We start from the raw sequence: 11,602 nt of genomic DNA on the forward strand, positions 1-11,602 counted from the left end.
GCGGCCGGGAAGTCGGGGCCGTCGACCCGCGAGGCCCAGCTCGAGGCCCAGGTCGAGGACCTCACCCTCGCGCTCGGCGAAGCAGCGGTCGAGCTGCGTGTCTGGAAGAAGAGCGCGGAGGGCCGGCTGGGCCCTTCGAAGACCTCGAGGTAATCCGGATCGATGAGGGAATGTCGACCTCGAGGTTCTGCGAACTGCTCGACATTCCCGAACGAACGTGGCGACGCTGGCAAGCACGAGCCCGGGCCGGCAAACCAGTCAAAGGTCCCTGGCCGGCCCCATCACGCGACCAACACCGGGAAGCTGTGGCGACGATGGCCAGCAAGCATTCCGCCTGGGGACACCGCAAGATCTGGGCCATGGTCCGTCACGACGGCCACCTCGTCTCGCCGTCGACGGTGTTGCGGATCATGGCCGACGAAGACCTCCTGCTCCGTTCTGACTACCAGAAACAACGTCGGGAACTGGCTCGCCAGCGCAAGGCCGCGTTCGCCGCGCCACCCACCGGTTCGAACCAGGTGTGGCAGTTCGACTTCTCCGAGTACGAGACCACCGGCGGAGGGACCTGGCGGGTCGCTGGGGTCGCGGACTACTACTCGAAGTACGAGTTCGGCTGGCACTGGTCTCCGACTGCGAACCAGCACGACGCGATCGCCGGGGTCGAACTGGCCTTGGCGGAGGCCGAAGCGATGCTCGACGGCATCAAGCTCATCGATCACCTGACCGACCCCGCCACGGGTGAGATCGTTCCGATCACACTGGTCACCGACAACGGTGGGCCCTTCCGGGCGTTCCGCTTCGAGCACGTCATCACCGCGCATCCTGAGCTCAGGCATGTCCGGACCCGTGTCACAGGACGCCCGGGCAGAACGGCGTCCGCGAGAGGGCCTTCCAGAGCCTGAAGTACGAGCGGCTCTACCGCGAACAGATCGACGACGCGCTCGACTTGGTCCGCGAGGCCGATGCCTACCGGGCCGAGTTCAACACCGTCCGCCCGCACCAAGCGCTGGCCTGGAACCGGCCCTCGGACGTCCACCGCGGTCTGGCCGACCCGACCGTCCCCAACTTTCCCGAGCCCGAAATCCTGCCAACTACTTGACGCGGGACAGAGTGGGAGGGGCGGGTTCCTCCACGTCATTTTTGTAGTACAATAGATGTATGGCCATCGAGTTCACCGACAGTGCCGCGCGACACGGATTCACGCGCGATGACGCAATCCATGCAATGCAGACCCCCGAGACCTTCGCCCCTCACTACGACCATTCCCGGACGGGTGGTCCCGATGTGGCGGCGTGGATCGGCCCCGCCCGTGGTGGCCGCACCATCGAGGTCTTCGCCACGTTGACTCCGCCGGACACAGTGGTGGTCTTCCACTGCATGGACGTGCGTCCCTCGACCATTGCCAAGCTGAACGGAGAGCGAGCATGACTGCCGACCACGAGATCCGTCACGGGATCGACTTCACCGAACTGGCCGACTGGGCCGAGAGCGACCAGGCCACCCGGGCCCCCCAGACCAGCCCCGTCCTGCACGGAGAGGAAGCCCAGCGCGCCAGTCGCGCACTGCTGGGCCGCGGCCGCCCAACCCTTGGCGCAGGCCACGCCACAGGCAAGGGAGAGTCCCCCCGCCGCCAGCTCCGACTCGACGCGGAAACCAACCAGCGACTCGACGCCTACGCCGCGCAGCACCACATGAGTGCCAGCGAGGTCATGCGCCGCGCCCTGGCCAACTTCCTCAACAGCGAGACAGCAGCCTGATCGCCTAACACCGCCGATCAGACGCACGAGAGGGCCGCCCAGGTCATTCGGGGCGGCCCTCGTCGCTGTTGTCACCAGAGTGGTGGCTGGTCACGGTCCAGGACGCTCAATCCTTCCGCCACGGCACCGTCGATCGCTCCGCTGTTGCGTGCGGCTGCACGAAGCGCTGCCGCGCGGCCGTGTGAGCCCCGGACATCGTTGAGTGGGGAGCCTGGAACTCCACGACGCGCGAAGTAGTCGCGCCGGTTCTCGGTGGCGTCCCCCGGTTGCAAGTGCGCGGGGTTCTGACACAGCGGGTTGTCGCAGTCATGCCGCACGACGGGTGGGACTTCCTGGTCGGGATGGGACAAACGGGCCCACGGAGGCCATCAACGGCCGCCTCGAACACCTGCGCGGCACCGCCCTCGGCTTCCGCAACCTCACCCACTACATCGCCCGGTCCCTGCTTGAAGCCGGCGGGTTCAGGCCCCAACTACACCCTGGATTGTGAAGAGCCTGATAAGTGACGAGCCTGTGACGAAGTTCTGTCGTGAGTGGTGCATCACCGAGATCAATCAGGAAGACGTCCTTGAGAACTCGATGGTTCTCCCACGCAGACTTGCGCGCAGAGAAGACCCGACCGCGAATCGTTTCATAACGCGCTTTGGTGGCTTTCATTTCGACGTTCACACCGCCCCGGTTGAGCCAGACAAAGTCGTGGGATGACTTGGCATGTGTGCGGGGAATCCAGCGAATGGACTCCCGGCGTCGAACCAGCCGTTCAACGCTGATCACCTCGGTGGGCTTGAGGATGTCCTCTCCAAAGTCTAGTGGCACTGCCGCTTGTCTTTCCCTCCAGTACGACATCCACATCTGCGGGTTTCCGCCATCCACTGGGGCGAGGGGCGGTTCTGGCATCGCCTTGAAGGGGCCGGCCCCGCCCATGGCCTGCACCCCCGAACTCCCGCGAACCATGATCAATCGAACACTTCGATCCAACCGTGTTCTTGGCCAGCTGCAAGGCAAACTGAGGCACAGGGTGTTGTCCGAATGTTGTCCGTTGACATCGTGCCGGCAACGCATCGAGCCCGGGGCGTCGGTTGACGCCCCGGGGCCAATGGTCACGCGTCGCGAATGACCAGCTTGGAGCCGAAGGTGGCGGCCTCCACCATCCGCAGCCGGGCCAGCGCGGGGTGGTCTTCCAACAGCTTGGCGCCGTTGGCCATCGAGCGCAGCGCCGCGGTCTCCGCGCGGGCGGCCTCCAGCTTCGCCAGACCCTGGTGCCGGGCGATCACCACCTGGCCGATGGCGTGCCGCAGCTCGGCGGGCAGGGTGATGTCCTTCAGCACCACCTCGTCGACGGCGACGCCGACCCGCGCCGCCACCGGGGCGACGGCAGCCGCCACGACGTCAACCGACTCGGAGGTGGCCCGCAGCGCACGCGTGACCTCCTCCGCCCGGTGTGCGGCCAGCAGGTCACGCAGCCCCACCTGCGCGGCCAGGTAGACCAGATCCAGCGGATCGGTGGCCACCTCGTGCCAGGCCACGGGATCGGCGACGTGCCAGCGCAGCGCCAGCGACACCCGCACCGGGATCTCGTCGGCGCACGGCACCTCCTGCGGCTTCAGGGTGAGCAGCTGCTCACCCATGTCCACCACGACGGGCTGCAGGCCGAACCCCACCCGGTGCCGGCCGGGGCCGAAGACCTGCACCAGACGGCCGTGGCGGTAGCCGAGCACCTTCTCGCGCGCCTCGACGGTGATGTGCAGCAGCGACTTCTGCATGATGATCGAACCCCCTTCAGGGCATGGTGACGGACGGGGCAGGAGCACATCGCCCGACCCAGCGGCCGGTGACGGGGCAGCATCCGGCCACGCCGCCTGCAGCGACGAGGCGTGGATGCTGCCGCAGGGTCACGGGCCGCGAACGGATCGGACGATGCGCCACAGAAATTGGGGGAGTCGAACCCCCTGCAACCAGAGCTGTCCTCAGCAGCAGTGTCGTCGCGGCGATGCGCAGGACGTGTCATACCGGGAGACCGGCCACGCTGCTGTCCGCGGGACCCCACAAGGATCGCCCCTCGGACCCACCATCGGCAACCGATTTAATGCCGGGCAGAATGACCAGCATGACCGGATACCTCGCCGCACCCACCCGCTACGACCAGATGCCCTACCGCCGCTGCGGCAGGTGGGGGCTGAAGCTCCCCGTGCTCAGCCTGGGCCTGTGGCACAACTTCGGCGACCTGACCACCGGCGAGACCCAGCGGGCCATCGTCCGTCGCGCCTTCGACGCCGGCATCACCCACATCGACCTGGCCAACAACTACGGCCCGCCCTACGGCCAGGCCGAACTCAACTTCGGCCGGATCTTCGCCGATGACCTTCGCCCCTACCGCGACGAACTGATCATCTCCACCAAGGCCGGCTACGACATGTGGCCCGGCCCCTACGGCCAGGGCGGCGGCAACCGCAAGTACCTGCTGGCCAGCCTCGACCAGTCGCTGACCCGGATGGGTCTGGACTACGTCGACATCTTCTACAGCCACCGCTTTGATCCGGACACCCCGCTGGAGGAGACCATGATGGCGCTCGACCAGGCGGTGCGCAGCGGCAAGGCGCTCTACGTCGGCATCTCCTCCTACCGCCAGGAACAGACCCGCGAGGCCAACCGGATCGCCACGGAACTCGGCACCCCGCTGCTGATCCACCAGCCCAAGTACTCCATGCTCGACCGCTGGGTGGAGGACGGTCTGGTCGACGAGTGCGGAGCCCAGGGAATGGGCATCATCGCCTTCAGCGCACTGCAGCAGGGCATCCTCACCGATCGCTACCTGGACGGTATCCCGGCCGGCTCCCGGGCCTCACGGGTGGAGAATCTGGCCCAGCAACTCGACGAGCAGACCCTGGGCAAGGTGCGCGCCCTGAACGAGATCGCCCAGGCGCGCGGCCAGAAGCTCGCCCAGATGGCGCTGGCCTGGATCCTGCGCGACCAGCGGGTGACGTCGACGCTGATCAGCGCCAGCTCGCTGGCCCAGCTGGAGGACAATCTGGCCACCGTGCAGCAGCTGGACTTCAGCGACGATGAGCTGGCCCGGATTGAGCAGATCCTGACCAACTGAACGGGAGGGGGTCTCAGCCGCCGACGTGCAGCTGGGGCCTCCAGCGTTCGACGGGCTGGGCACGACGAATGATCTCGTGCACCAGCGGGGGAGTGTCGCCCTCACCGGAGACCAGGAAGCGCAGCGCGCTCTGCACCGGCCCCTTCTCCGACCATTCGAAGTAGCAGTGTGGCGGCTCGTTGGTGCGCTGGTTGACGTCCAGCAGCACCGCGGCGAGTACATTCGGCACGGCGGTGCCCCGGGCGCGCAGGATCCGGTGCCGGCCCACCACGGCCGAGGTGACCTCCACCGGCGCCTCGAAGTCGGAGGCGTCGGAGATGACGGCCTCCAGGAAGAGCGTGGCGGACTCGTTGGGGATGTGGTTGTCCAACCGCACCTCCAGCGCCTTGTAGTTGTACTCGTCCTCGTCGCCCAGATTGCGCTTGTTGGCCATGAAGCGCACCGGGCAGGGCTTGGCCTGGGCGTGGGCGATGGCTTCGTCCAGCATCTGCCGGGCACCCTCGTCGTAGATCACGGCGGGCACGCGCAGTTCCAGGCTGCGGTTGGTGCGTGACCAGATGGAGACCACCATGATCAGCGCGACGAAGATCAGCGAGATGTACAGGCCGCCCAGGTGGGTCACGACATTCTGCACGAAGGTGTAGATGAAGATGGCGCTGATCAGGCTGAAGTACAGCCCGGCACCCCAGTGCCTGCGACGCAGTTCGGTCAGCGCGACGGCCACCGCCGCCGAGGTCATCAGCGCCAGCACGCCGGTGGCATAGGCCGCGGCCTGGTCATCGACGCTGGCCTTGAAGATGATGGTGACCACCGCGGCGATGCCCCAGATCACCACCACCAGGGGCCGGACGGCCTTGGCCCAGTCGGGTGCCATCCCGAAACGGGGCAGGTAGCGGGGCACCACATTCAGCAGGCCGGCCATGGCAGAGGCGCCGGCGAACCACAGGATGGCGATGGTGGCCACGTCGTAGGCCGTGCCGAAGCCCTCACCCAGGTAGGTGTGGGCGACGTAGGCCAAGGCGCGGCCATTGGCCTCACCGCCGGGCTGGAATTCGGCCGGTGGGATCAACAGGGTGGTGGCCAGTGAGGATCCGATCAGCAGCACGCTCATCATCACCGCGGCGGTGGCCAGCAACTTCTTGGCGTTGCGGATCCGGCCCGCCGGGTTGCCCCGGGTGTCGGTGGCGTCACCCTTGACCTGGGGCATCACCAGCACGCCGGTCTCGAAGCCGGACAGCCCCAGTGCCAGAGCGGGGAAGACCAGCATCGCGGCGCCGAAGACGCCCAGCCAGTTGCCGTGCTCGGAGACGGCCAGCCGGCTCCAGTCGCCGATCATCGCCGGATGGGCGAAGACCTCCATCAGGCCGCGGACGATCACGACCAGGGACAGGCCCAGGTAGGCGAGCACCAGCACGACGGCGACGCCGATCGCCTCGCTGAAGCCCTTGAGGAAGACCGCGCCCAGCAGGGTGAGCAGGATCAGGGTGATCAGCACCTGCTGGCCCTCCAGCGCCTCCTTGAACAGGGGGTTCTCCACCAGGTGTGCGGTGGCATCGGCCGCGGAGAGCGTCATGGTGAAGATGAAGCCGGTGGCGATGAAGCCGATCAGCGCCAGCACCAGCATCTTGCTGGGCCAGTAGCTGAGCAGCTTTTCCAGCATGGAGAGCGAGCCGTCACCATTGGGGCTCTCCTTGGCCACCCGGCGGTACATGGGCAGCGCGCCGAACAGGGTGATCAGTACCAGCACCAGGGTGGCGACCGGTGCCAGGGTTCCGGCCGCGATCGCGGCGATGCCCGGCTGGTAACCCAGCGTGGAGAAGTAGTCGACGCCGGTCAGGCACATCACGGCGTACCACGGCTTCACGTGATTCTGGCTGACCGCCTCATCCAGATTCTCGTACGGGCCGGCGGCCTCGGTCTCGTCACGCTCCAGGAACCAGCGGGCAAAGGCGGACTGCTGTTTGAGGGGCTTGCTGCCCAGGGACGAACTCACTGCTCAAGGGTAGGGCCAGCCGCCAGCCGACGTTCAATCGACCACGAGTTGACGGCTGGCCCAACCGCGGACAGGCTCAGTGTGCAGCGTTGGTGCGCTTGTCCTGGATCCCAGCCTCGGCGTGCTCCTTCGCCTTGTCGGCCTCACCGCCGGGGTTGCGGTTCTCCGGCTGGGCCGCCTCGACGATCGCCTGGATCTGCGCGCCGGTGGTCTCGTCGACGGCCTTCCAATAGGCCAGGGCACGCTGCAGGATCTCGCCGGTCACCCCGCCCAGCAGGTGACCCGCGACGGTGTCCACGAAGCGGGCGCGCTGCTCGTCGTCCCAGACCTCGCGGACCAGGGTGCCGGCCTGGCCGAAGTCGTCGTCCTCGGCGTGCAGGGTGTAGGCCTGCCGCACCATCTCACCGTCGGACTCCCACCCGTTGTGCACCCGGCCCACCTCGTCGGAGTAGGGGCGGCCCATCGAGTTGGGGGCGTAGCTGGCGGCCATCGCGCCCTGCTCGTAGTTCATGTTCCCGTCGAGCGCATACAGGTTGCGCTCCACCCGGGGACGGTTGACCGGCAGCTGGTCGAAGTTGGTGCCGATTCGGGCCCGGGCGGCGTCGGGATAGGCGAAGACCCGGCCGAGCAACATCTTGTCCGGGCTGAAGCCGATCCCCGGCACCAGGTTGGACGGGCTGAAGGCGGCCTGTTCGATCTGGGCGAAGAAGTTGTCCGGGTTCTTGTCCAGCGTCATGGTGCCCACCGGAATCAGCGGGTAGTCCTTGTGGGACCAGGTCTTGGTGAGGTCGAAGGGGTTGAAGCGATAGTGCTTCGCCTCCTCGTAGGGCATCACCTGCACCGAGAGCTTCCACTGCGGGAAGTCGCCGCGCTTGATCGCCTCGAACAGGTCGCGTCGGTGGAAGTCGGCATCCTCGCCGGCAATCTCGGTGGCGCGTTCCCCGGTCAGGCCCTCGACTCCCTGCTGGCTGTGGAAGTGGTACTTCACCCAGAAGCGCTCGCCGGCCTCATTGACCCACATGTAGGTGTGTGAGCCGTAGCCGTTCATGTGGCGGTAGCTCTTGGGCAGGCCCCGGTCGCCCATCAGGTAGGTCACCTGGTGCGCGGTCTCCGGGTTGAGGCTCCAGAAGTCCCACTGCATCTGGTTGTCCCGCAGGCCGTTGCCGGGCAGTCGCTTCTGTGACGCGATGAAGTGCGCGAACTTCTGCGGATCCCGGACGAAGAAGATCGGGGTGTTGTTGCCCACCAGGTCGTAGTTGCCCTGATCGGTGTAGAACTTCAGGCTGAAGCCGCGCACATCGCGCCAGGTGTCGGGGGAGCCCAGCTCACCGGCGACGGTGGAGAAGCGGGCCAGCATGTCGGTTTTCACCCCCGGCTGGAAGAGGCCCGCCTTGGTGTAGCGGCTGACGTCCTCGGTGGTCTCGAAGGTGCCGAAGGCACCGGATCCCTTGGCGTGCGGGCGTCGCTCCGGCACATTCGTCCGGTTGAAGTGCGCCAGGGTCTCGACCAGGTGGACGTCGTGCAGCAGCAGCGGGCCGTCCGGGCCGACGCTGATCGAATTGCGGTCACTCTCGGCCGGGGCGCCGTTGGACATGGTCGAACCGGTCGGGTGGGCTCCCGGGGGCAGCGCGCGGGGACGATGGGCTTGGTCATGACTGGCTCCTTCCGCAGCACTGTGTTCAGCCAGTCAAACATCGAGGGCCATGCGACGGAAGCGAATCCGGGACAACTCTGCTCAGAGCGGACCGCTTCTGGCGGGCGGGGCCCGGTGGGCACGAAAGTGGTGGGCGCCGGTGGACTCAGCCCGAACACGTGGAAGCGGCTGGAACGGCTGAGTTCCGCGTGGGAACGGGAGAAACGAGATGGCGCAAGCGAAGAGCCCCCGGCAGCCGAGCCAGATCCAGGGGTCGTGGCGAACCCAACGAGACGATCCCGAACACCCCTGACGGAGAGGGAAGCGGACGCTATCCGAACGGCAAAGGCAACCGGCGAAAGCACCATGTCAATCGCCAAGCGGTTCGGTATCCATCGGGTGACAGTGTGGGAGCACACGAAGCGGTGACCAGCGCAAGTCACGAGCAACTGCTGTCAGCGAACCATTCCCAGAGCGGCTCGTCGGCGATGCCCTTGTCTGTCCTGCTACGTAGACTGTCACTCAGAGTTGCATCTCGACTGGAGCTTGAATGGAGGTGACGGGATGACTGTTCGCGTTGAGGTCGCCCCCGATCTACTCCAGTGGGCAGTCGAACGAGCGGGATGGGACGAGGCGACTGTCGAACGTCGTGCGCCCAAACTCGATGGGTGGGTCTCTGGTACCCAGCGTCCAACGCTGAAGCAGTTGGAGAAGTTCGCCAACGACACTCACACCCCTTTCGGGCTGTTGTTCCTCTCTGAACCGCCAGTGGAAGACGTGCCTATCCCAGACATGCGCACGATCGGGAACCTCGCGGTCCCGCGGCCGTCTGCTGACCTGTTGGAGACGATCTACCTGTGCCAGACCCGCCAGGACTGGTACCGGACCTATGCGCAAGAGAACGGCGTGGGCGAACCTGAGTTTGTCGGCTCCGCAACGACCGAGACGCCGCCGGTGCTTGTCGCGGACCAGATGCGCGACTTGCTTGGCTTCGATCTGACCGAACGGAGCACCTTCTCCAGCTGGGAGGACGCTTTACGACGTCTGATCGACCGCATCGAGAACATAGGCGTCTTGGTGATGATCAATGGCGTCGTTGGCGCGAACACTCATCGTAAACTCAACCCTGAAGAGTTCCGAGGGTTCGCACTAACCGACCCGCTCATACCGCTGATCTTCGTCAACGGCGCTGACACCAAGGCCGCACAGATCTTCACCATGATCCACGAACTGGCTCACGTATGGCTGGGAGCAAGCGCCCTGTCCGATGCGGCCATGACCGCTAACCACGGGGTGACCGAGGAACTGTGGTGCAACCAAGTCGCCGCCGAAGTGCTAGTCCCGCTGACCACACTGCTCAGCGACTACCGCGGAGAAGCGAACATCGAGGAGTTGGAGCGCCTGGCTAAGAAATACCGAGTCAGCACCCTAGTGGTACTCAAACGCATCTTCGACGCTCAGCTCCTAACCTGGGAGGACTATCGAGAGCGCTATGAGAACGAGCGGGACCGCGTGATCAGCATCCTCGCGGCGAGGCGCAGCGAGAACTCCGGTGGCAACTACTACTACACGCAGCCGATTCGACTTAGCCGTCAGTTCGCCCAGGCCGTGATCGCCAGCGCCTTCGAAGGGTCCACCACCTATCGGGACGCCTACCGCTTGCTCGGCACCAAGAAACACGCAACCTTCGAGAACCTGGCCGCCGAGTTGGGGGTCGCCTGATGTATCTGATCGACGCCAACGTGCTCATCGAGGCCAAGAACCGTTACTACGCCTTCGACATCGCCCCTGGATTCTGGGCCTGGCTCGATCAGGCCCACCGACAATCCTTGGCCTGCAGCATCGACGCGGTCCGCGACGAGCTCCTTGAGGGTGACGACGAGCTCGCCGCCTGGGCACATGCTAACGCCGCATTCTTCCGAGCCGTCGATCAAGGAACTACACGACACTTCGGTGACCTCACCGCTTGGGCGACCTCACGAAGCTTCACCCCAGCAGCGCTAGCCGAATTCACCGGCACCAATGCCGACTATCTCCTTGTCGCCTACGCTCGCGAACACCAGCACACGGTGGTCACCCACGAACGATCTCAACCCAACGCCCGAGCCAGGGTGTTGATCCCTGACGCTTGCCTGGCTATGGGCGTCGGCACGACCGACACCTTCCAGATGCTCCGCCAGACCGGAGCCCGGCTCGACCTCAGTGCGGGCACATCCACACCGTGACTGATACGCCCATCGCTGTAGAACATCTTGGACATGGAGCAGCTGAGCAAAGGGGCGAGTTCGCTCCTCCTTCAGTGCGTACACTTGTGACCGCTGCCTGTCGCCTATCCCGAGCGTGGCCTCCTTACACCCCTACGTTCCGGTCGGGGTGAGGTCGGTGTGCGCGTGGATGCGTAGTGCGGTGATGAACTCTTGGTAGCGGGTGTCACGGGCGAGGAGGTCGTGGTGGGTTCCTGCGTCTCGCACATGACCGTTTTCGAGGACGATGATTTAGTCGGCGTCGAGCACCGTGGATAGGCGGTGCGCGAGGTGATGACCACGCCCTCTTGTGAGGCGGTGGAGCCTGACGCTGGAGGAAGTGGACGCGATCCGAACCGCCCGGAGCGAGGGTCAGAGTGCCACTGCTGTTGCGAAACGCTTCGAAGTCCATCGAGGCACGGTGTGGGTGAAAACGCGATGACGTGTGTAGCGCGTCCACGAACCGGAGGAGTGCGGTCCGTCACGGTTGCCTGCGCTCACCGCTAGCGTTATCGACATGACGGACCATCCACCGGCAACCCCCTACGGGTCTGCACGCGATCTCCCCTCAGTCAGGGAGTTGGAACAGCAGATGGCTGCGTTCAGACTGCTGGGATTCCTGCTGCCACGAGACCAGCGAAAGGAACTCAAGCGCCTCCAAGGAGAGTATCGGCGGATCACCGATACTGTCGACGCGTTCTATGCCCTACTGGGTCCCCGCAACTGGGTCTTCACTGGCGACCTAAATCTAGCCCGGAGATTTCACGGGGGTGGCTGGACGTGAAGGAGGGAAGTGCCCTCTGACCTGCGAAGATACCGATTGTCTAGGTCTGTATCAGCGTGGTTGAAGGAGCACTTCCCAGGTGAACAAGCGTA

At 65.5% G+C, this 11,602-nt stretch carries 10 protein-coding genes and 2 pseudogenes; 8 read left to right on the forward strand and 4 right to left on the reverse strand.

Annotated elements, in window-relative coordinates:
- The first annotated feature begins 170 nt into the window (after positions 1-170).
- The 5 genes and pseudogenes from AAEX57_RS15940 to AAEX57_RS15955 form a co-directional block, all read left to right on the forward strand.
- Positions 171-902 (forward strand): IS3 family transposase, encoded by a 732-nt coding sequence (locus tag AAEX57_RS15940; RefSeq protein WP_342097813.1) that lies wholly within the window; start codon positions 171-173, stop codon positions 900-902.
- Complete coding sequence (locus AAEX57_RS16315) at positions 899-1,099, forward strand: hypothetical protein (RefSeq protein WP_446721380.1); 201 nt, start codon at positions 899-901, stop codon at positions 1,097-1,099. Before AAEX57_RS15940 ends, AAEX57_RS16315 begins: the two co-directional genes overlap by 4 nt.
- A 59-nt stretch (positions 1,100-1,158) precedes the next feature.
- Positions 1,159-1,428, forward strand: a complete 270-nt coding sequence (locus AAEX57_RS15945) for a hypothetical protein (protein WP_342093281.1) — start codon at positions 1,159-1,161, stop codon at positions 1,426-1,428.
- Positions 1,425-1,757 carry a CopG family transcriptional regulator gene (locus tag AAEX57_RS15950; protein WP_342093282.1) on the forward strand — a complete coding sequence of 111 codons (333 nt, stop codon included), beginning with the start codon at positions 1,425-1,427 and terminating at the stop codon, positions 1,755-1,757. Before AAEX57_RS15945 ends, AAEX57_RS15950 begins: the two co-directional genes overlap by 4 nt.
- Before the next feature lie 337 nt (positions 1,758-2,094).
- A pseudogene (locus AAEX57_RS15955) lies at positions 2,095-2,247 on the forward strand (transposase); the annotation flags it as partial.
- Here the strand turns inward: AAEX57_RS15955 and AAEX57_RS15960 are convergent.
- Complete coding sequence (locus AAEX57_RS15960) at positions 2,184-2,690, reverse strand: hypothetical protein (protein ID WP_342093289.1); 507 nt, start codon at positions 2,688-2,690, stop codon at positions 2,184-2,186. The pseudogene AAEX57_RS15955 and the gene AAEX57_RS15960 sit on opposite strands and share 64 nt — an antisense overlap.
- Positions 2,691-2,857: 167 nt before the next feature.
- Entirely contained in the window at positions 2,858-3,520 is a 663-nt protein-coding gene (locus tag AAEX57_RS15965; protein WP_342093283.1) for an SPFH domain-containing protein, read from the reverse strand.
- Between the two features lie 344 nt (positions 3,521-3,864).
- On the opposite strand from AAEX57_RS15965, the gene mgrA reads away from it, so the two are divergent.
- Positions 3,865-4,857, forward strand: a complete 993-nt coding sequence (mgrA, locus tag AAEX57_RS15970) for an L-glyceraldehyde 3-phosphate reductase (RefSeq protein ID WP_446721186.1) — start codon at positions 3,865-3,867, stop codon at positions 4,855-4,857.
- A gap of 13 nt (positions 4,858-4,870) precedes the next feature.
- Here the strand turns inward: mgrA and AAEX57_RS15975 are convergent, their stop codons facing one another.
- Positions 4,871-6,850, reverse strand: a complete 1,980-nt coding sequence (locus AAEX57_RS15975; RefSeq protein ID WP_342093285.1) for an amino acid transporter — start codon at positions 6,848-6,850, stop codon at positions 4,871-4,873.
- Positions 6,851-6,926: 76 nt separating this feature from the next.
- Positions 6,927-8,503: pseudogene (locus tag AAEX57_RS15980) on the reverse strand (catalase).
- 544 nt (positions 8,504-9,047) lie between these two features.
- Between AAEX57_RS15980 and AAEX57_RS15985 the strand changes: the two are divergent.
- Both AAEX57_RS15985 and AAEX57_RS15990 read left to right on the forward strand, forming a co-directional pair.
- Entirely contained in the window at positions 9,048-10,205 is a 1,158-nt protein-coding gene (locus AAEX57_RS15985; protein WP_342093287.1) for an ImmA/IrrE family metallo-endopeptidase, read from the forward strand.
- Entirely contained in the window at positions 10,205-10,708 is a 504-nt protein-coding gene (locus AAEX57_RS15990; RefSeq protein WP_342093288.1) for a DUF4411 family protein, read from the forward strand. The genes AAEX57_RS15985 and AAEX57_RS15990 overlap by 1 nt, the downstream gene beginning before the upstream one ends.
- Positions 10,709-11,602: the final 894 nt, after the last annotated feature.

The organism is Luteococcus sp. H91 (genome assembly GCF_038433135.1).
In the GTDB taxonomy this organism is placed as follows: Bacteria; Actinomycetota; Actinomycetes; order Propionibacteriales; family Propionibacteriaceae; genus Luteococcus.